Source organism: Thermostichus lividus PCC 6715 (assembly GCF_002754935.1).
Taxonomy (GTDB): domain Bacteria; phylum Cyanobacteriota; class Cyanobacteriia; order Thermosynechococcales; family Thermosynechococcaceae; genus Thermosynechococcus; species Thermosynechococcus lividus.
Map to the genome: position 1 here is coordinate 1764242 of NZ_CP018092.1, position 20879 is coordinate 1785120.

Here is a 20879-nt window from a genome sequence, read left to right on the forward strand (position 1 = left end):
GGAGGGGAGAAGTCAAGCCGAGCCACCCCTATAGCGTCCTGACCCTCCCATCAGTTATCTTATTAAAACTCTGCCCCCCCCACAGAACAATGCAGCTCAGGGAATGGACTACAGCCGGCCTGAAATCAACCACGTGCGCTTAGACGATCTTGCGGCTCACGATTGGTATCGCTTTGTCCTGTCTTTTCCGCCTCACTTAGTGCAAGATTATTTAGCCAAGTTTCAAATTAACTCGCAACAGCAAGTGCTTGATCCGTTTTGTGGAACAGGCACGACAGTCGTGGAGTGTAAGAAACTAGGTATTCCTAGTGTTGGGATTGAAGCAAACCCGATGGCATGGTTTGCCGGAACAACCAAGCGGGATTGGACGCCGGATCCTCATACCTTACTGGAGATAGCCCTCGAAATTGCTACCCGAGCGCAAGCCGCTATATCAATTCACGGTGAACCTCTGAGAACCCTACCGGAGGAGAGTTATAGGCTGCTTTTGAAAAACTCTATTAGCCCACTCCCGCTCCATAAGACCCTTATTTTGTTGGAGGCTATTGAAGGCTATCCTGAGCAGAGCTATTCCTGCCATCTTAAGTTAGCTTTGGCTAAAGCGCTAGTGACATCAATTAGTAATCTGCGGTTTGGACCAGAGGTTGGTGTAGGTAAACAAAAGGAGGATGCACCAGTGGTCGAAGCTTGGCTTGAGGAGGTCAGCAGGATAGCAAACGATTTGCCTCAACTGGCACCCTTAATGTCTGTTCCCAGTAAAATCTATCGTGCGGATTCTCGGCAAATTTTACCAGCCTTGTCACCCAAGTCTATCGATGCAGTGATTACCTCACCGCCCTATCCTAATGAAAAGGACTATACGAGAACGACTCGATTAGAATCGGTTCTCCTAGGATTTATCAAGAACAAAGCTGATTTACGTGCACTTAAGCAAAATCTCATCCGATCTAATACACGCAATATCTATAAACTTGATGCAGACGATCGCTGGGTGAATAAACATACAGGCATACAGGCGATCGCTAAGGAAATTGAAGATCGGCGAATTGAATTAGGAAAAACCAGCGGTTTTGAACGGTTATATCACCGTGCAGTTAAGTTGTACTTTGGCGGCATGGCTAAGCATCTTGCTGATTTACGCTATGTGTTACGGCCAGGGGCGCATCTTGCCTACGTTGTTGGCGATCAGAGATCCTATTTGCGGGTGATGATTCGCACCGGTCATCTCTTAGCAGAGATTGCCAGTGGATTGGGCTATGAGGTCTGTGGCATTGATCTTTTCCGTACTCGTGCGGCAACCATTACCAAAGAGCACGTTAGAGAAGAGGTGGTTATGCTGCGTTGGCCCGGAGAGCTGCCAAATTATCCCTATCCTTTTAGTGATCAAGCCTTATGAATCACTGCTGCTTTGGTATTCAAGGGGATGTAGCAGCCACAGTGCCGTGTAGGTGGTATCGTTTTCGGCAGGCTGAATCAGGAAAAAGTGTAAGCCTTGAGTGCGGGCGAGGCGATCGCGAAAGAGATCACCCGCAGCAGCAATCTCTGGATTGCTAAAGGTTAAAAAGACCCAGCGATCGCGCAGGCCACTGTGGAGGATCACGCCACAGGGTTCACCCCGAATGAATTCCAGCCGATAGGGCGACTGCTCTTGAAACCAGCGGGCAAGTTTCAACGACTTACGGCCAGCATAAAGAATAATCCCCGGAATGGCACAATCACTCGCAAGGCCGAGGTTTTCAGGCAGCATATCCATCTCAAAGGACAAAATTCGCAGCGGATACTGCATCAGTTGACTCAGTTGGTCGGGGCTAATGGCGGCAAACTGCCAGTAGTCACCCCAAATGTCATCGGGTAGGGGCAGTGGCGGTGGCTGGTCGATCGCCAGTGGATCGTAGGCGGCGCCAGTGTAGGTTTCAAGGCTAGGATATGCCGCTGCCCGTTGCAAGAGAAATTGCTTGAGTGTCAACGTCCGCCGTGTTGCCTCTAGGGGTAGATTTAAGCGTTGACAGGCAACTTCAATTAAACCTAGACTTTGCGGACGAAACACTTGAACGCGATCGGGCAAGGGCTGACCACAATTACGAAAGGCTTGAGTGAGCCATACTGAAGTTGCCAAAGGCTCTGGGCAAAATTCCGTGTAGTAAAACTGCTGCTGTGGGTCACAAATTACAAGCTCCCACAAAGGAATTCCTGTAGGAGTTTGCAGGGGGCGGCGATAAAAATCAACTTGCCAGTAGGACATTTTTCTGGGGATAAGCAGCAATATTTTATTAATAAATATGGAGTTCTTAGGATATGCAAAAGCATAAAAAATGAGGTGTCAGTTTTGATACCTGCACCTCAAATATTTCAACTATAGAGTTAACTACACTGGGGTAAAAAGACCCTACAGTTGCGGCACAAATCGTTCCTTATCAGGTACAACAGTATATTCAGCAACAATTTGCCGGAACTCTTCTCCGTCAATGGTTTCTTTTTCTATCAATAGGTCCACTAAGCGATCAATGACTACACGATGTTCACGGATCAGCTTAATGGCTAACTCATAGCTGTGCTGCACCAGTTCGCGGACTTGGGCATCAATGCGGGCGGCAATTTCTTCGGAGTACTCTGAGCGAGAGACCAGATCGCGCCCTAGAAAGACTTCGCCATTTTGGCTTTCCAACGAGAGCGGCCCAAGGTCAGACATGCCAAAGCGGGTGACCATCTGCCGTGCCATAGCAGTCACCTGTTGCAGATCATTGCTAGCCCCTGTGGTGACTTCTGCATCGCCAAAGACGACGTATTCAGCGGCACGTCCCCCTAGGGCACCGGCCATCCGTGCCATGAGTTGCGATCGCGAGATCAGGCCTGAATCTTCTGAGGGCATGAACCACGTCAGGCCACGAGCCTGGCCCCGAGGTACAAGGGTGACCTTTTGAACAGGGTCGTGATCCTTGAGCAGCGTACCGACAATGGCATGCCCTACTTCGTGGTAGGCAATCAAGCGCTTACTTTTGCCGTCAATGAGGGGGGTGCCTTCCATACCGGCTACAACCCGATCCACGGCATCATCAATTTCCAGCATGGTGATGGCGGGTTTGCGACGACGGGCTGTGAGGATTGCTGCTTCGTTGAGCAGGTTGGCTAAGTCAGCACCCGTGAAGCCAGGGGTGCGGCGAGCAATAGCCTCTAGGGAGACTTCAGGGGCGAGTTTCTTGTTACGGGCATGAACATTTAAAATCGACAGCCGGCCTTTAATGTCGGGGGCATCTACAATCACTTGGCGATCGAACCGCCCGGGGCGCAGTAATGCGGCATCGAGGACATCGGGACGGTTGGTTGCCGCAATGATAATGATGCCGGTGTTGCCCTCAAAGCCATCCATTTCCGTCAGCAACTGGTTGAGGGTTTGCTCGCGCTCATCATTGCCACCGCCAATACCGGCACCGCGCTGGCGACCCACCGCATCAATTTCATCAATAAAAATCAGGCAAGGGGCATTCTCTTTCGCTTTCTTAAAGAGATCCCGTACCCGCGAGGCACCGACCCCCACAAACATTTCCACAAACTCTGAGCCAGAAATGGAGAAGAAGGGCACACCGGCTTCCCCCGCAATGGCCTTGGCCAACATGGTTTTACCCGTTCCTGGGGGCCCACCAACAGGACACCCTTGGGAATGCGGGCACCCACTGCGGTGAATTTTTCTGGCTTCTTCAAAAAGGTAACGACTTCTTGGAGTTCTTCTTTAGCTTCATCGACGCCAGCAACATCGTCAAACATTACGCCTGTTTTGGCTTCCATCTGAAAACGCGCCCGGGACTTGCCAAAGTTCATTGCTTGGCCGGGGCCACCGGGGACGTTGCTCGAGCGCCGAAAGAGGAAAAAGAGACCGCCGATGAGCAAAATTGGAAAGAGAAGATTACCCAGCAGACCCCAAATAGCGCCATCGTTGCGAGTCGGGTGCACGTCTAGTTCAACGTGCTGCTCGCGCAACTTACTAATAATCTCAGGGGAGGTGCCGGGCATATCGACCCGTACGCGCAAGGGTCGTCCATTGACTAGCTCTGGGTCAGACACATCAACAATGGCGGTACGGCCGTTATCAAAAATATCGACTCTACTAATGCGCCCAGCATCCAGATAACTGAGAAACCGACTATAACTCATGCGGGTGCTGGCGGTGTTGAGTGGGGGTTGGCTTTGGCTGAGCATAAAGTTGCTGGCACCCTGCCAAATCAAGACTCCTACAAGAAGTAGGGGGACTGACCAAAGAAGCAGTGTTTTCCAAGAGACTTTCATGGGCGGTATTTATTATTCAGATTCTTAACTAAATTTAACATAAGGATCAGAAGAGTGGGAAACCGCTAATTCATCATCCCCTCGAGGAGGCGATCGCGCCGTTGCTTGAGGGTTGAGCGCAGCAATGGATAAGCCTGTAATTCTGGATCCTTAGCGAGCAGGTCGGCAGCGGCCTGCCGAGCGTCCTCCAAACAGTCTTGGTCGTCAACTAAGCTCGCGAGGGCAAAATCCGGTAACCCCGATTGACGGGTTCCCAGCACCTCACCAGGACCGCGCAACCGCAAATCCATTTCAGCAATAAAAAAACCATCTTGGGACTGGGCTAAGACGTTTAAGCGTTGCTTGGCGGCATCGCTACGGGAGCTATTGAGCAAGATACAGAAGGACGGATAGCGACCGCGCCCGACCCGACCCCGCAGTTGATGAAGTTGGGACAGGCCAAAGCGTTCGGCGTGTTCAATGAGCATCACTGTGGCATTGGGGACATCCACCCCGACTTCCACGACGGTGGTGGCCACCAGAATATCTAGTTCTCCTTTGGCAAACGCCTGAATCGCTGTATCTTTTTCGCTAGGGTTCATGCGGCCATGGAGGAGGCCAACGCGAAAGTTGGGGAAAATATCGCTCTGGAGACGGTCGTGTTCAGCAATGGCAGATTTGAGATCTAGCTTTTCTGACTCTTCCACTAGGGGCAGAATAATATAGGCTTGGCGGCCTTGCGCTACTTCACGGCGGATAAGATCGTAGGCATGGGGGCGATCGCCCCGTCCTAGTACGGTTGTTTGAATAGGTTGGCGACCGGGGGGGAGTTCATCAATTTGGCTCACCTCCAGGTCGCCATGGAGCGTCAAGGCCAAGGTACGCGGTATCGGTGTAGCCGTCATGGTCAATACATGGGGAAGCTCCCCCTTCGCTTGCAACTTGGCGCGCTGAGCGACCCCAAAGCGATGCTGTTCGTCAATGATCACTAAACCCAAGCGAGCGAAGGTTACCCCGTCCTGAATGAGGGCATGGGTTCCCACTAGGAGCGGTAGCTCCCCCGTGGCTAACTGATCTAGGATCTGTCGCCGTTTAGCAGTACGGACTGACCCCGTCAGCACTTCTACAGGCAGATGCAGGGGCGTCAACCACTCCAGAAGTTTACGGTAGTGTTGCTCAGCGAGCACTTCGGTGGGGGCCATGAGCGCTGCCTGATAGCCAGACTGAATGGCTGCCAAGAGTGTAATCACCGCCACCACCGTTTTCCCGGATCCCACATCCCCTTGAACCAGGCGGTTCATGGGAACCGGTTGCTGTAAATCTGCCAAAATCTCGGCCACAACCCGCTGCTGCGCTCTGGTGAGTTCAAAGGGCAGCTGGCCATAAAACTGCTCAATGAGTTTCCCTTGAGGGCTAACGGGTGGGCTGTGCTGCTGCTGGTGTTGGCGACGACGTTGCAGCAGGCTCAACTGCAAATAAAAGAATTCATCAAAAATGAGCCGTCGCCGTGCCTGTGCGAGGCAGTCGTGATCCGTGGGGAAGTGAATCTGCCGCAGGGCGGTTTCAAGGCCGATTAAGCCATGGGCACGGGCGATCGCCGCGGGCAGGGGATCGGGGTACCCGCTCAGCAAGGGCAGCACGCGATCCACAGCACGGCGCAGGATGCCGGGGGAGATCCCCTCGGTTAGGGGATACACCGGCACAATGCGCCCCACCGACAGAGACTCAATCTCAGCGCCAGCGTGCTCCAGCACCTCTAGCTCCGGGTTATCGAGGGTTAGGCCATAGGTGCTGGCTTTCACTAACCCGGAGGCTGCCACAGTGGTTTGCGGGGCATACAACCGCTTTTGTTGCTCCTGCCACCCCCGCTGGGCATAACGCGCCCCAGCATAAAAGCGACTGAGACGAATTTGGCCACTGCGATCCTGGAGCACCAATTCGAGGATGGTTAACTTGGCATTCCGGGGACTGGTAAAGCAGTTGCAACGGCGTACGGTGCCCACAAGGGTCACGGTTTGCCCTGGCTCTAGCTCACGAATCGCCACTTGACGGGCATAATCAATGTAATCGCGCGGAAAGTAGTAGATGAGATCATTCAGCGTGTAAAGACCGAGTTTGGCTAAGCGATCGGCAGTGCGATCGCCAATGCCGGAGATTTTTGCAAGGGATTGTTGCCAAGGATCGGGGCGCGGTGCAGCCGTTAACTGTTTGTGCACCTCGTAGAGGAGTTGGCGGGTTTTCACCACAAGGTGCTGTCGCTCAGGGGTGGAGAGGTTAGGGTAGTCTGCGTAGGCGGCAGCGGTCTGTTGCCAGCGATCGCGCACCTGAGTTGGCAGGTGTTGCAGCGGGGCTTGACTGAGTTCTTGGTGTAAATATTCGCTAAAGCGGGAGGTCTTACCCTGCAAATTACAAAAGCCCCGCTCGGTTTCAATGGCAAGGGCGCGTTGTAAGCGTGGCCAATCCAGTGACACCGAGGGTCTCCTTACGCTAGTCCGCGGCATCCTGAAAATGGTTGGCTTCGTTGGCTTTCCACGTCTGCCACCAGACACGGCTGGCTTTCAGGGTCAGGTACTGGCGCTGTTTTTTATGCAGTTGCTGTTGCAGGCTGGCCAACCGGGATTCCAGTTCGCGAATCTGACTGCGCTGATGAGCAAGGGAGGGGTGCTGAAACTCTAACTCCTCCAACTGGAGATAGATGGCTGCTATTGGATGAGGGGCCGGGTTTGCACTCTTGTCTTCAGTGTTCGCGTTCTCCTGCGTTTGTTGCTCCTCCAGCATCATCGTGAGCAGATGGGGAATGCGACCCAAAGGACGATTTTCGGCCTTACTGGCAATATCTAGGATGACGGCAATGGGGGCAGGGGGCAAAATTGCGGCACGTTGCAATAGGTGATTCATCTTGAGAGAGCCGCGGTACAGGGTTTTGCTGAGTTTCTTCTGTAGGGAGTCGTCCGGGGCGATAGAATCCTCAGCCTCATCCTCGGAGTCATCGGGCACTGCCGCTGCAGATTCCTCGCCTGCGTCCTCTTGGGCTGACGCTTCCTGCTGGTGCGGCTGAAGGCGCAGAATCGCTGCTTCTAGGCTCAGGGCAAGCTGATAAATACGCTGTTGCAACTGTTGGCGATCGCCCTCCTCAAGAGTTAGAAACTGCTCAGGAAACACTTGGGTGCACACTTGGTAGCTAACAGTAATAAGCTGCTGACGGGCGATCGGAGCTAGTACCTGAAGGTATGCATCATAGAGGTGGCGCATTTCTTGGAGGGTACCCATCAGCAGCCCCTGCAGAGCCAGTACTTCCTGTTCAACGGTTTCTAAACTTCCAGACATAGACCTCCACTGTTCGCTAGCGTGCGAGGGGACATCCCCATAGCCATCTCCCAGACGAAAACTATTAAAGACTATTAATATTAATATCTTGGCAAGATACTCCCCTGATAGGCCAACCAGAGGAGTATCGTAGCAGCATTGACAACGTAGTCAGCTAGCGAGCCTTGGCTAAATGCAGCACAGCCCCCAAGCCCGCACCCATATCTTCGGGTGTGACTTTACCGTCATGATTGGCATCAAGGGCATCAAACACCGCATCGGTGCCTAACCACTCTTCGCGGGTAATAATTCCATCACCATCCAGATCGTAAACATGAAACAGCTCCTCTGCCGCATGGGTCAGGGTCGATTCCCCTTCGAGTCGTGCCAGTCGTTGCGACAGTAAGTCTTCTAAGGTTTCTAATGCCTTCGTAAAGCCCTTAATTCCCTCATCCAGCTTTTCACTAGCCATCGCATCAGCGGCATGCATTTGGGCAAACGTCACCTCATCCATCGTCAGTTTCTCAATGGTGAGACTAGCGGCAGTCGCTGGGTCGAGCTTGCGGGGTAACTCGCCGTTGGTGCTCTGCAATTCCTGTAGCAGAGCCGGAGAAATGGTCAGTAAATCGCAGCCTGCTAGCTCAGTAATTTCGCCAATGTTACGGAAACTAGCGCCCATGACTTCAGTGGCATAACCAAACTTCTTGTAGTAGTTATAGATTCGGGTGACAGAAATCACCCCCGGATCCTCGCTGGGCGGATAGTCCTTGCCGGTTTTTTTCTTATACCAATCCAGAATGCGACCCACAAAGGGGGAAATTAAGGTGACACCCGCTTCAGCGCAGGCCACCGCCTGATGTAGCCCAAACAGCAGGGTGAGGTTACAGTGAATCCCTTCTTTTTCTAGCGTTTCTGCGGCGCGAATCCCCTCCCACGTTGAGGCAATTTTAATCAGAACGCGATCGCGCCCTACCCCCGCGGCTTCGTACTGGGCAATGAGATCCCGGGCTTTAGCTACGGTTGCCGCTGTATCGTAGGACAGTCGGGCATCCACTTCTGTCGAGACCCGACCGGGAATAATGTTTAAAATTTTTAGCCCAAAGGCCACGGCTAAGCGGTCAACGGCAAGGGAGACGACCTCCTTTGCGGTGGCTCCAGACCCTAGGTGCTCTTTTGCCTTGAGTAGGGTCTCATCAACAATCGGCTGATATTCGGCCATCTGAGCGGCGGCGGTAATCAACGAGGGATTAGTGGTCGCATCGCGGGGGGTAAATTTTTCAATGGCCAAAATGTCTCCGGTATCTGCAACCACGACCGTCATTTTTCGTAACTGTTCTAGCAGGTTCATGAGACAGGCATCCCAAACGTGTCTCTTTTATCTTAGTGCGCCACCTCAAGACCCCGTTGCTCTCCTGCAGCTCGGCATTCCCATCCGTCGCAGCCGATATAATGCCGATATAATAAAGTGATCCACATTTTTTGTTTCTCTCTTAACCCTTATGAGTCGCGGCACCCTCTTTGATAAAGTTTGGCAGCAGCACACGGTGGGCACCTTACCCTCGGGGCAGACCCAGTTGTTTATCGGCCTGCACCTCATCCACGAGGTCACCAGCCCCCAAGCCTTTGCCATGCTGCGGGAGCGAGGATTAAAGGTGTTGTACCCCCAGCGGACGGTGGCAACGGTGGATCACATTGTGCCGACGGACAGCCTCGCACGACCGTTGCAGGACGCCCTAGCAGAGGAGATGCTCCAAGCCCTTGAGGCCAACTGCCGCGAGCACGGCATTCCCTTTTTTGGCATTGGCTCCGGGCGGCAGGGGATTGTGCATGTGATTGCCCCAGAGCAGGGGTTGACCCAGCCGGGGATGACCATTGCCTGCGGGGATAGCCACACCTCAACCCACGGTGCCTTTGGGGCGATCGCCTTCGGTATTGGCACCAGTCAAGTTCGTGATGTGTTAGCCACCCAAACCTTGGCACTGAATAAGCTCAAGGTGCGCAAGGTGGAGGTCAACGGCACCCTCGCGCCTGGGGTGTATGCTAAAGATGTCATTTTGCACCTGATCCGTCACCTAGGCGTCAATGGTGGGGTAGGCTATGCCTACGAGTTTGCTGGCACCACCGTTGCCCAAATGTCGATGGAAGAGCGGATGACCGTCTGTAATATGGCCATTGAGGGGGGGGCGCGCTGCGGCTATATCAATCCCGATGAAACCACGTTTGCCTATCTCAAGGGTCGTCCCTTTGCCCCCCAAGGGGAGGCTTGGGAGACAGCGGTAGCGTGGTGGCGATCGCTGCGCACTGAGGTGGATGCCGAGTACGATGATGTGGTGGTCTTTGATGCAGCCACCATTGCCCCAACCGTCACTTGGGGGATTACTCCAGGGCAGGGGGTTGCTGTGGACGAAACCTTACCCAGCTTAGAGATGCTGCCGGAGTCAGAGCGAGGCATTGCCCAAGAAGCCTATGATTATATGGGTTTACAGCCCGGTCAGCCTATCCGTGGCACCAAAGTCGATGTCTGTTTTATTGGCAGTTGTACCAATGGTCGGATCAGCGATCTGCGGGAAGCCGCCAAAGTCCTAGAAGGACGCAAAGTCAAGCCCGGGGTCAAGGCCTTTGTGGTGCCCGGTTCTGAGCGCGTCAAAGCCCAAGCGGAAGCTGAGGGGCTAGATACCATCTTTGAAGCAGCAGGGTTTGAATGGCGTAATCCCGGCTGCTCGATGTGTTTGGCCATGAACCCCGATAAACTCCAAGGCCGGCAAGTGAGTGCCTCTTCCTCAAACCGTAACTTCAAGGGGCGGCAAGGCTCAGCCGCAGGGCGAACACTCTTGATGAGTCCCGCGATGGTGGCAGCAGCGGCAATTACTGGGGAAGTCACCGATGTGCGCCAATTTCTCTAGGGGCAATGGCACAATACAGTATAGGCGTTGTCTGCGTGCCCCATGAACCAACAAAATTTGCTTCAGCAATTGCTTCTCATCGGTGTTGGCACCACCTCCTTGGTGGCAGAAAAGTTACGCCAAGTCAGTGATCAGTGGGTAAAGGAAGGACGGCTCAATGCCGATCAAGCCAAGGCAATGGTGGATGACGTCCTCGCTCACCTCAAGGAGGATGCGGCCACCCTAGATGAAGCAGTTCAGCGGCAAACTCGCCAGTTCCTCGAAAGTTTGGGAGTGCCCCAACGGTCTGAACTGGATGAACTGCGCGGACGCATTGATCGCCTCGAACGAGATGTTAGGGAGTTAAAAAATCGCTCATGGTAGTTGTCCATCGTCCCCTGCGCCAACTGCTCTGTGGTATTGTCCTAGTAGTGGTATGGATGGTGATCGCGTTGCCAGCAATCGCCAGTGTGCCGCTGGAGGCATCAACGGAGGCTGCTGGACTAATGAGTGATTCTACGGTTGTCACGACCCCCTCGGGGTTACAGTACGAAGATTTAGTGGTGGGGTCGGGGGCACAACCCCAGCCGGGGAATCGGGTCACGGTTCACTATACCGGAATGCTCACCAATGGGCGTGTGTTTGATAGCTCTCACGATCGCGGTCAGCCCTTTCAGTTTCAGATTGGTGTGGGGCAAGTGATTAAAGGGTGGGATGAAGGCGTTGGCTCCATGCAGGTGGGAGGTCGTCGCCGTCTCATTATTCCGCCAGACCTCGGCTATGGTGCGCGCGGTGCCGGAGGTGTGATTCCCCCCAATGCCACTTTGATTTTTGATGTAGAACTCCTTGGCGTGCAATAGCGCGCAGCTTCCATGCCTAAGGCGAAGGTACTGTACATCTGCCGCGAGTGCGGTGCCGAATCGCTGCAATATTTTGGTCGCTGTCCCAGTTGTGGTCAGTGGAATACGCTGGATGAGCAGGTGACCTCACCCCTGACGACCGAGTCGGGTACTCGGCGATCGCCCCGTCGTAGCCATCTTGCCCAACCCCTTGCGGCCAAACCACTAGCTGCGATTGAGGAGCAGGCGCACCCCCGCTCCCTCTCTGGGTTTAGCGAACTGGATCGTGTCTTGGGGGGGGGCATTGTTGTGGGTTCCTTAGTGCTGGTGGCGGGTGAACCCGGAATTGGCAAATCGACCCTCTTGCTGCAAATGGCGGCTCAGTTAGCCACTCGGCAGCGGGTGCTCTACGTTTGTGCCGAGGAGTCAGGGCAACAGGTAAAGTTGCGATCGCAACGCTTAGCCGTCGCTGTACCGGAGTCCCTCTACTTGTTGGCAGAGACCGACCTAGAAATTATTCTCCAAGAGCTGGCTCACCTGCAACCGCAGTTAGTCATTATTGACAGTATTCAAGCGGTGTATTTACCGCAACTGACCGCTGCCCCTGGCTCTGTCTCCCAAGTGCGTGAGGGCACCGCCGCCTTAATGCGCCTCGCTAAGCGGGATCACATCAGCTTATTTATTGTTGGCCATGTCACCAAGGAAGGGGCGATCGCTGGGCCAAAGGTGTTGGAGCATTTAGTGGATACGGTACTCTACTTTGAGGGCGATCGCTTTGCCAGCCACCGCCTCGTGCGCGCCGTCAAAAATCGCTTTGGTGCTAGTCAGGAAATTGGTGTTTTTGAAATGGGTGCCCAAGGCTTAGTGGAAGTCACCAATCCCTCAGCGTTGTTTTTGGGCGATCGCGACCCCGCACCGGGCACCGCAACCATCGTGGCCTGCGAAGGCACCCGCCCCCTCGTCGTCGAACTGCAAAGCTTGGTCAGCCCCACTAGCTACCCCTCCCCCCGCCGCACTACCACTGGCATTGAATACAATCGCTTCCTGCAAATTTTAGCCGTCCTAGAAAAGCGCCTTGGGGTTCCCCTCTCTAAGCTTGATGCCTACGTGGCCACCTCAGGGGGCTTAACCGTAGCGGAACCCGCAGCGGATCTGGGCGTTGCCGTTGCAGTGGTAGCCAGCTTTCGCGATCGCTGGGTGCAGCCCCACACCGTCATCATTGGCGAAGTGGGGTTAGGCGGGCAAGTACGGGCGGTGTCGCAACTTGAGCTACGGTTGCGGGAAGCCGCGAAGCTAGGGTTTCGCCGTGCCATTATTCCCCACAGCCAACAGTGTGCGATTGCCGGTCTTGAGATGTGTCCCGTGAGCCGCGTGGCCGATGCCATTGTTGCTGCTTTGGCAGCCCCTGCGCCCTAAAGCCCTAAAATAGTCTGAACTCACTGTGGGGCAAGGCTTGAGCCTCCAACTTACGACCATTACCGACAATAAGCGTGCGCCAAGTATCTGGCGCGAGGTGTTGTTGCGCCACCCGTTGCACATCCTTGGCAGTAGCCGCTTTCACCGCTTGCTGGTAACGAAAAATAAAATCCTTAGGGAACCCATAGTACTCGTAGCGGATTAAGCGATTAAGAATTTGCACACTATCGCGAAAATTAAACACAAAGGAGTTCAGGATCGACTCTTTGGCGTAGGCTAGCTCTGCTGCGGCAATGGGTTCGTGCTGCAGGCGTTCAATTTCCTGTCGCAGTGCCGCTAAAAACGTTGCTGTCGCAGCAGTCTGCGTTTGACCCACACCGTAGAAAACCCCTTCATAGTCAAATTCTGGGTTCCATGCTGCATAAACGCTGTAGGCCAAGCCTTGGCGCGATCGCAGTTCGTTAAACAGCCGTCCGCCAAAGCCATTGAGAACCCCATTCAAAACGTAGAGGTGAAAGACATCAGGATCCCTAAGGGTGCCCCCCAACTGACCGGTGTAAATATAACTTTGGGACAAATGAGGCCGATCAATAACAACCGTTGCGGGGGTGCGATCGACGCTAATCGTTGGCAACGGCGGCAGCGGCGGTAACTGGGGTGGGTCTTGCCACTTGCCAAAAATACGCTCTACGGTTTGTTTCATCTGGGCAGCATCAAAATCACCCGCAATCCCAAGAATGCAGCGACTGGGGGCAAGGTACGTTTGATAGAACTGCTGCACATCCTGAGGCTGAATAGCGGCTAAGGTATTGAGCTCCTGAGTGCGGGCATAGGGACTCTCAGCGCCATAGATCAGCTTATAAAATTCCCGCTCCGCTTGGGCATTGGGTTGATCATTGCGCCGCTCAATCACACCTTGGCGACGACGAATGGCTAACTGGAAGCGCGCCGGTTCCACCGCTGGCGCTTGCAGCATTTCCGCCACCAGTGCCAAGAGGCTCTCATGGTGCTCGCGTAAACCATTGAAACTGAGGCGACCCATACTTTTGCCCACCCCTGCTTCAATCGAGGCGGCGTGATCCTCTAGCCACTGATCAATCTCCGCTGCCCGATGTCGGCGAGTCCCACCCGTCCGCAATAGGTCGCCGCTGACCTCTGCTAACCCCACTTGCATCGGTGGATCCCAGCGATTTCCAGCCTGAAACAGTAAACTCCCCTGCACGAGTGGCCATTCATGATCTTCAAGGAGATACACCACGATGCCATTGCCCAGTCGAAACCGCTCAGTGGCGGGTAGCTGAATCTCTGGCAGGGGCGGCAATACTAGGTCAGTGTAATGTTTAGCCGTCATGGCGCTAGCTGAGCGTGGCCATAGGAGCATTAGACCCACCACAAGTACAACAAGACAAGCAAACCCCCACCCCTGTCGCTGCCAACGGCGGCACTGGTAGCAGGTGCGGGACATGAATGGGGTCATAGGGAGCAAGCGTTGCCGTGTGAAGAATCATCCACCTATTCTAGAGGGTGACGTGGTGGCCAAAGCGCTACTGAGAAGCGGCAATATTTTCTTGAACAGCATAAAATGCTGCCACTTAAAATAGCAGTATAGTGAAGCTAGCCTGCGCTCCTACTGCCATAATTTTGCGAGTTCACTTCCCGATTGCTACTATTCGAGGCTACTTGCGTGACATCTGAGACGCAAAAGTTTCGGCACCTGCTTGTCATTGAGGATCAATCGGGTCGCCGGACGGTGAATTTACAAGCCAGCACCTATACCATTGGCCGACATCCCAGTAACAAAATTGTCCTGAAGTCGGCTATGGTGTCGCGCCAGCACGCCGTCTTACTGCGAGTGTGTGATCCGAGTACAGGCCAGTATTTTTTCCGTTTAATTGATGGGGATTTACAGGGTAAACGGAGTGTCAATGGCATCACCGTCAATGGGATGCCTTGTCAGTCTCGCATTCTGCAGCATCGGGATTTGATTATTTTTGGCGGGGAGGTGCGGGCACGTTACCATTGCCTTAGCAATCTCTCGGATTCGGACTTTAATCGCTACACCCATGCCCTTGCGTTTGCCAGTATTCCCGATGGTTATGTTCCCAATGCGGCTAAGACTGCGCTGGTGGAACGCCAAATGTCTCAGTTGAGCGATGTCCAGCTTTTGCGGCTCTCGTCGTTTCCAGAGTTAAGCCCCTATCCAATTATTGAACTCTCCCCCCATGGTCATATTACCTATGTGAACCCGGCAGCCATTAGTGCATTTCCGGATTTAGAGGATACGGGCTTTGGCCATCCATTGTTGGCGTGGATCCAAGAGAACTCACGCTGTGATCAACGCTTTTTTCTGCAAGAGGTTATCGTGGGCGATCGCACCTATGAAGTAACAGTACACAGCCTGCGGGAAAGTGATCTCATTCGCTGTTATATCACCGACATTACCGAACGTAAGCGATCGGAAATGGCGCTGCGCATCAGTGAGGAGCGCTACGCCCTAGCCGCTGAGGGTGCCAATGACGGCCTTTGGGACTGGCACATTGTTGATGCGTCAATGTATTACTCGCGCCGCTGGGAGCAATTAGTGGGCGAACCCCCGGGCACCCTCAAACCTACGATTGAAGAGTGGTGGCAGCGGGTGCATCCCGACGATCGGCAGCGGGTGCAGACGGACATGCAGGAGCATTTGCTGGGGGCGCGCCCCCATTTTGAGTGTGAGTTCCGCATCAAGCATGCAGATGGCAGTTATCGCTGGATGCGATCGCGGGGTAAAGCCCTGCGTAATGAACAGGGGCAGCCCTACCGGATTGCTGGTTCAATGACCGATGTGACTGAATATCATCTCATCCAAGAGCAAATTCTCCACGATGCCCTGCACGATGCAATGACGGGGTTACCCAATCGGGTGTTGATGATGGATCGGTTGGGGCAAGCGCTGATCCAACGCATCCGTCGTCCCTATAAGCTCTTTGCAGTGCTCTTCTTGGATGTAGATCGCTTTAAGCTGATCAACGACAGTTTGGGGCATTTGGCCGGAGACCAGCTTTTGATTGCAATTGCGCAACGCTTGCTAGCCTGTGCTCGCGCTGAAGATACAGTGGCCCGCTTGGGAGGAGATGAATTTGCCATTCTGGTTACAGATTTAACGGCACCGGAGCAGGCCATTGAAATTGCTGAGCGGATTTTATTAGCTCTGGATCGCCCCTTTTTACTCGATGGTCATGAAGTGTTTACAAGCGCCAGTATTGGCATTGCCTTTCCGAGTGCCGAAAGTTCAACGGCTGAAGACCTGCTGCGGGATGCCGATACAGCAATGTACCGTGCGAAGTCCTTAGGTAAGGCTCGCTACGAAGTATTCAGCATGGCGATGCGGGCGCAGAATATTGCCCTGATGCAAACGGAGACAGAGCTGCGCCGGGCTGCGGAACGCAATGAATTTTTGGTGTATTACCAGCCGATTGTGGATTTAACGTGCCGGTGCATCGTTGGTTTTGAAACCCTCCTGCGTTGGCAGCATCCACAGCGGGGCATTGTCAGCCCGGGTGAGTTTATGACCGTTGCAGAGGAAACCGGGTTGATTTTACCCATCAGTTGGTGGGTGATGGCCGAGGCCTGTCAGCAAATGCAGCGATGGGCGGTGCAGTTTCCCCAGAGTAGGGAGTTAACGATTAGTGTGAACTTAACGGGGCGGCATTTTCAGCAGACGAACCTACTCCCCCAGTTAGAAGCGATTCTCAGTGAAACGGGATTTCCGGCTCAGCGGTTGCGGCTTGAAGTAACGGAGGGGGTCTTAATTGACAATAAGGAGATGGCGATCGCCGCGCTTAAAGAAATCCGTGCCATGGGGATTGGCCTGTACATGGATGATTTTGGTACGGGTTATTCGTCGTTGAGTTATCTGCACCGCTTCCCAATTGATACCCTGAAAATTGACCGTGCCTTTATCTCCCCCCTCGACCAAGAGGAGCAATCCCTTCGTATCGTACATACCATTATTGCCTTAGCGCAGTCGCTCCAGTTAACGGTGGTGGCAGAGGGGATTGAAACCCAAGGCCAGTATCGCGCCCTGCAAACGATGGGCTGTACCTACGGTCAAGGGTATTTCTTTGCGCGCCCGTTACCCGCTGCCAAGGTAGAGGAGTTACTGGCGCAGCAGTCGCTACAGGTACTTGCCAGTTAAGTTACACCAGCTTTGACATGCTCCCCATGCCTAAAGTCAGGGGATGCTTCTAGCCTCACAGCTTAGAATGACTGGTTCACCGACAACACTTCAAGCACAGCAGTTTCCTACGTTACCCCAGAGGTTTGTTCCCGTATGCCCTACGGTACAGCAAAAAACTACGATACTCGGTTTTTATGGTACTTGCTATCGGTTAGATAACTCGGTTTTTTGAGTGGTTGCATACCTTGCCACTAATACCAGTACGGCACAAAAGAAAATAATTTGGGCCTTATATCCCCATCGCTAAAGCTATGGGCTTTACGGCGTTCTTCGGTAATTTTGTCCAAAAAACCATTGACCTTATACCTAAGTCTAAGGTGTAGGATTGATGCATGGAATGGCAACGGAGTATCCGAGCCGATGTTGCAGGTAGGTGAAGTTTCTCGTCAGTTAGGGCTCAATCCTCAGACCCTTTACTTTTACGAACGGATTGGCCTGATGCCCAGTCCAAAACGAACAGCGGCAGGCTACCGGCTCTATGAGCAGTCAGATCTGGAACGGCTAGCTTTCATTTCCCATGCCAAAGCCTTGGGACTGAGCCTAGAGGAGATCAGGGAACTGTTGCTGTTACAAGATGGGCGGCAGCTTTCTTGCCAGGAAGTGTATGACCGCCTGCTCAAGAAAGTGCAACACATCGACGAGACCATCAGCCAATTGCAAACCCTGAAAGCGCAACTCAAGCCCCTTCTAGATCAATGCCAGCAGAGTTTGACACACCCCTCAACAGGGCAACAGTGTGTCGTGTTTCAACAACACCCGTTAGTGAGTCCGGCAGAGTCGTGACCCAACCCACCACTTCAGGATCAGGAGCAATTAAACCATGACACTCAAGGTTGAAATTTTAGGAACCGGTTGCAAAAAATGTCAGCAGTTAGAGGCGAATGCGAAGGAAGCGATCGCCCATCGCCAGCTAGACGCTGAGATTGCCCACATCACCGACACGATGGAAATTGTCAAACGGGGGGTGATGAAAACGCCAGCTCTGGTCGTCGATGGCAACGTGCTGAGCCAGGGCAAAGTGCTAGAAGCCAAGGATATTGAGGCGCTTTTGCCTGCGTAACGATTGCAAGTCCACAACGGAGCGACATTTTATCTTCATCGACTCCATGGCTCCCCGATGGTTCGGATAGGAGGGTCGTTTATGCATTTTTGGAAATCGGAATGGAAACCCCTATTGTGGATTGTGGTGGGTTTCCTCCTGTGTTTTTACCTCCCTGTGGAACTGATTCAAAATTCAGAACGGCTGAGAAATGCTGTTTTTGAATCGTTGTACCTGGTGCGTTGGTATGCGCAAGAACATGTTCTACTGTGTCTGATTCCCGCCTTCTTTATTGCCGGCGCGATCGCCGTGTTCATTTCCCAGGATGCGGTGATGAAATACCTGGGGGCTAATGCGAATAAAGTGCTGGCCTACAGTGTGGCCTCGGTGTCCGGCACCATTCTGGCTGTCTGTTCCTGTACGGTTTTACCGCTATTTGCCGGAATTTATCGCATGGGGGCTGGTTTAGGCCCTGCCACAGCCTTTCTCTATTCGGGACCGGCCATTAACGTTTTAGCGATTATCATGACGGCTCGCATTCTGGGTCTCCAGTTGGGCATTGCAAGGACAGTGGGGGCGATCGCCTTCAGCGTCATTATTGGGTTGCTGATGGCGTTCATTTTTCGCAAAGAAGAACTGGAGAAAATCGACGCTCAAGCAGGATTTCCCGAACCGGAAGTGGCCCGTCCACTGTGGCAAAATACCCTGTTTTTTGCCGTGATGGTGGGGATTCTGGTCTTTGCCAACTGGGCAAAACCCACGGAAATGGTAGGCACTTGGGCCGCGATTTATGCCGCGAAGTGGTGGATTACGGGCGGATTGGCGATCGCCCTGGCAGCCATTCTCATTACCTGGTTTGGCCTCAATACGGGCAAAGTGGTTTTAATTGCAGCCGTGACGGCTGTTTTGGCCTTCCGAGTTCCGGAACAGCCAATGGTGGCCTTTGGGGCGGGCGTCATCGGGCTATCCTGGCTGACCAGCACCAACAAGGATGAAGCGGGGGAATGGTTTGCTTCCTCCTGGGACTTTGCCAAACAAATTCTGCCGCTGTTGTTGCTGGGGGTGATCGTGGCGGGTGCGTTGCTCGGTCGTCCGGGACATGAAGGCTTAATCCCGTCAGAGTGGGTAACACGGGCAGTCGGCGGCAATTCCTTGCTATCAAACTTTGTGGCGGCGTTTGCGGGCGCGTTTATGTACTTTGCTACGCTGACCGAGGTTCCGATTCTGCAAGGCTTAATTGGCAGTGGCATGGGTCAAGGCCCTGCCTTAGCCCTGTTGCTAGCAGGCCCTGCGCTGTCATTACCCAATATGCTGGTGATTCGCAGCATTATGGGGACGAAGAAAACGGTGGTGTTTGTGTCGTTGGTGGTGGTCATGGCAACCATTTCGGGAATGGTGTATGGGGCATTTTTCTAAACCCAAAGGGTTTTGGCAAGCGCTGCTTGACGCCATTGCTAGTTTTGATGCTGGGAGCAATCGGTTTAGGGGCTTGGATGGGTTATCAGGAGGCATGTTGATGAATTGTCCCCACGATCGCAGCCAAGGAAAACCTGTCAAAGTGCTGACATTGAAAAGCCTCCTAGTACCCCAGGCGCTCGAACGACTCAATTCTCAGGCAGACTATCAATTTTGTAGCAGCGCCAATTGTCCCATTGTTTACTTTTCAGCAGAGGGAGACACGTTCACCACCAGCGATCTGAAAGTACCTATGTTTCAAAAAGATCCCGCTAAGGAGGTGCCGGTTTGCTACTGTTTTGGCTGGACGCGCCAGCGGCTTCAACAAGATCTGGAACAGCACGGGCAAACTTTAGCGATCGCTGCCATTACCGCTCACATCCAAGCCGGACGCTGTGGGTGCGAGGTCAATAACCCCCAAGGGAGTTGCTGTCTGAAAAACGTTCGCGATTATCTGAGTGGGCGACAGGAGTAGCACTTTGGGGAATCGTTCTGGCGCTGATTGAGAATCGAGGCTTCATCTGGTTGGAAGTCAGATGACCTATGATCAATGTACGCATGGCGAGGGTTTTATGCAGTCCACCAACACCAATCCAGTCCGTTGGACAACGGCTGATCTGGCGATCTTTGACGGCGATCGCGCCAATCGCTATGAAATTATTGAGGGAGAACTGTTTGTGACCAGAGCGCCCGATTGGAAACACCAAGCCGTTTGTATCAATGTTGGAACGGTGCTCAAGCTCTGGTCTGACCAGAGTGGGCTAGGGCAAGCCGCGATCAACCCTGGTATTGTGTTTTCGGAATCAGATGCTGTGATTCCTGATGTGGTGTGGGCTAGCCATGAGCGACTGGAGCAATTACTAGATGAGGCAGGACATCTCACAGCGGCTCCCGAACTGGTGGTTGAGGTGCTGTCACCGGGGAAGACAAATGAACAACGCGACAGGGAAGCGAAGTTGAAGCTGTATTCGGTGCGGGGGGTGCTGGAATACTGGATTGTGAATGCTCAGTCCCAAAGTGTTGAAGTGTATCGCCGGGAGAATGCGGTGCTGAAGCTGGTGGCAACGCTGTATCCGCAGGATGAATTGACCAGCCCGGTTTTGCCTAGTTTTCGCTGCCTGGTGAGCCAGCTTTTCTAGCTGCAAGGCATCAGCGTCACCTATTGCCCTAACCGCAACCATCCAAAGAGGATTTGCAAAAGCCTGGCCAGCAAGACCACGGTACAGGCCATCGCCATGCCAAATACCAACGCCAACAGTAATGCCACAATGGCAGTGGTCAAACTTCCAAACAGGTCGCCGCGCCAATTGCAAAAGTGAATGGGATTGATCAAGCTCATCGAAACACCAGGACAGGAATATTGCTACTGCGCAGACTTTGGGCAGTGGTGCTGCCAATGACCAATTTGTCATGTAAGTCGCGATAACAGCTCGCTACGTCTATCAACTACGGTGGTTGTTGCG

At 53.5% G+C, this 20879-nt stretch carries 18 protein-coding genes and 1 pseudogene; 12 read left to right on the forward strand and 7 right to left on the reverse strand.

All coding sequences use genetic code 11. The features are described 5' to 3' along the window. The first annotated feature begins 103 nt into the window (after nucleotides 1-103). Complete coding sequence (locus BRW62_RS08810; protein WP_099799122.1) at nucleotides 104-1396, forward strand: DNA methyltransferase; 1293 nt, start codon at nucleotides 104-106, stop codon at nucleotides 1394-1396. Here BRW62_RS08810 and BRW62_RS08815 read toward each other — a convergent pair. From BRW62_RS08815 to BRW62_RS08835, 5 genes and pseudogenes are all read right to left on the reverse strand, one after another. Continuing rightward, nucleotides 1391-2242, reverse strand: coding sequence for a Tab2 family RNA-binding protein (locus tag BRW62_RS08815; RefSeq protein WP_099799123.1), 852 nt, complete (start codon nucleotides 2240-2242; stop codon nucleotides 1391-1393). The two genes, BRW62_RS08810 and BRW62_RS08815, sit on opposite strands and share 6 nt — an antisense overlap. Before the next feature lie 144 nt (nucleotides 2243-2386). Next, nucleotides 2387-4281, reverse strand: a pseudogene (ftsH2, locus tag BRW62_RS08820) (ATP-dependent zinc metalloprotease FtsH2). A 65-nt stretch (nucleotides 4282-4346) separates the two neighbouring features. Next, a complete protein-coding gene (recG, locus tag BRW62_RS08825) occupies nucleotides 4347-6761 on the reverse strand; it encodes an ATP-dependent DNA helicase RecG (protein ID WP_198405972.1) in 2415 nt (804 codons plus the stop codon). Continuing rightward, nucleotides 6748-7587, reverse strand: a complete 840-nt coding sequence (locus BRW62_RS08830) for a hypothetical protein (RefSeq protein ID WP_099799125.1) — start codon at nucleotides 7585-7587, stop codon at nucleotides 6748-6750. The genes recG and BRW62_RS08830 overlap by 14 nt, the downstream gene beginning before the upstream one ends. A gap of 154 nt (nucleotides 7588-7741) precedes the next feature. After that, entirely contained in the window at nucleotides 7742-8914 is a 1173-nt protein-coding gene (locus tag BRW62_RS08835; protein ID WP_099799126.1) for a transaldolase, read from the reverse strand. Between the two features lie 151 nt (nucleotides 8915-9065). Between BRW62_RS08835 and leuC the strand changes: the two genes are divergently transcribed. Genes leuC through radA form a run of 4 tightly spaced genes read left to right on the forward strand, consistent with a single transcriptional unit; the run spans nucleotide 9066 to nucleotide 12703 of the window. After that, on the forward strand, nucleotides 9066-10469 hold the full coding sequence (gene leuC, locus BRW62_RS08840) for a 3-isopropylmalate dehydratase large subunit (protein ID WP_099799127.1): 1404 nt from the start codon (nucleotides 9066-9068) through the stop codon (nucleotides 10467-10469). A 42-nt stretch (nucleotides 10470-10511) separates the two neighbouring features. Beyond that, nucleotides 10512-10832 (forward strand): phasin family protein, encoded by a 321-nt coding sequence (locus BRW62_RS08845; protein WP_099799128.1) that lies wholly within the window; start codon nucleotides 10512-10514, stop codon nucleotides 10830-10832. Then, nucleotides 10826-11308, forward strand: a complete 483-nt coding sequence (locus tag BRW62_RS08850) for an FKBP-type peptidyl-prolyl cis-trans isomerase (protein ID WP_099799129.1) — start codon at nucleotides 10826-10828, stop codon at nucleotides 11306-11308. Before BRW62_RS08845 ends, BRW62_RS08850 begins: the two co-directional genes overlap by 7 nt. Nucleotides 11309-11320: 12 nt before the next feature. After that, the gene (gene radA, locus BRW62_RS08855; RefSeq protein WP_099799130.1) at nucleotides 11321-12703 is read left to right on the forward strand and encodes a DNA repair protein RadA; all 1383 of its coding nucleotides are present in this window, start codon (nucleotides 11321-11323) and stop codon (nucleotides 12701-12703) included. 4 nt (nucleotides 12704-12707) lie between these two features. On the opposite strand, the gene BRW62_RS08860 is transcribed toward radA, so the two are convergent. Further along, nucleotides 12708-14180: a M16 family metallopeptidase gene (locus tag BRW62_RS08860; protein ID WP_227517333.1), complete on the reverse strand. Its 1473-nt coding sequence runs from the start codon at nucleotides 14178-14180 to the stop codon at nucleotides 12708-12710. A gap of 207 nt (nucleotides 14181-14387) precedes the next feature. On the opposite strand from BRW62_RS08860, the gene BRW62_RS08865 reads away from it, so the two are divergent. The 7 genes from BRW62_RS08865 (at nucleotide 14388) to BRW62_RS08890 (ending at nucleotide 20555) form a co-directional block, all read left to right on the forward strand. Then, complete coding sequence (locus BRW62_RS08865) at nucleotides 14388-16880, forward strand: EAL domain-containing protein (RefSeq protein WP_099799131.1); 2493 nt, start codon at nucleotides 14388-14390, stop codon at nucleotides 16878-16880. A gap of 402 nt (nucleotides 16881-17282) precedes the next feature. Beyond that, a complete protein-coding gene (locus tag BRW62_RS08870) occupies nucleotides 17283-17705 on the forward strand; it encodes a heavy metal-responsive transcriptional regulator (RefSeq protein ID WP_099799132.1) in 423 nt (140 codons plus the stop codon). 37 nt (nucleotides 17706-17742) lie between these two features. Beyond that, nucleotides 17743-17982, forward strand: a complete 240-nt coding sequence (locus BRW62_RS08875; RefSeq protein WP_099799133.1) for a thioredoxin family protein — start codon at nucleotides 17743-17745, stop codon at nucleotides 17980-17982. Nucleotides 17983-18063: 81 nt separating this feature from the next. Then, nucleotides 18064-19377: a permease gene (locus BRW62_RS08880; protein ID WP_099799134.1), complete on the forward strand. Its 1314-nt coding sequence runs from the start codon at nucleotides 18064-18066 to the stop codon at nucleotides 19375-19377. Between the two features lie 47 nt (nucleotides 19378-19424). Then, nucleotides 19425-19478, forward strand: coding sequence for a hypothetical protein (locus tag BRW62_RS15265; protein ID WP_157768384.1), 54 nt, complete (start codon nucleotides 19425-19427; stop codon nucleotides 19476-19478). Then, on the forward strand, nucleotides 19472-19891 hold the full coding sequence (locus BRW62_RS08885) for a putative iron-sulfur cluster-binding metallochaperone (RefSeq protein WP_099799903.1): 420 nt from the start codon (nucleotides 19472-19474) through the stop codon (nucleotides 19889-19891). Before BRW62_RS15265 ends, BRW62_RS08885 begins: the two co-directional genes overlap by 7 nt. A 97-nt stretch (nucleotides 19892-19988) precedes the next feature. Continuing rightward, nucleotides 19989-20555 (forward strand): Uma2 family endonuclease, encoded by a 567-nt coding sequence (locus BRW62_RS08890; RefSeq protein ID WP_099799904.1) that lies wholly within the window; start codon nucleotides 19989-19991, stop codon nucleotides 20553-20555. A gap of 20 nt (nucleotides 20556-20575) precedes the next feature. Here the strand turns inward: BRW62_RS08890 and BRW62_RS08895 are convergent, their stop codons facing one another. After that, entirely contained in the window at nucleotides 20576-20755 is a 180-nt protein-coding gene (locus tag BRW62_RS08895) for a hypothetical protein (RefSeq protein ID WP_099799135.1), read from the reverse strand. Nucleotides 20756-20879: the final 124 nt, after the last annotated feature.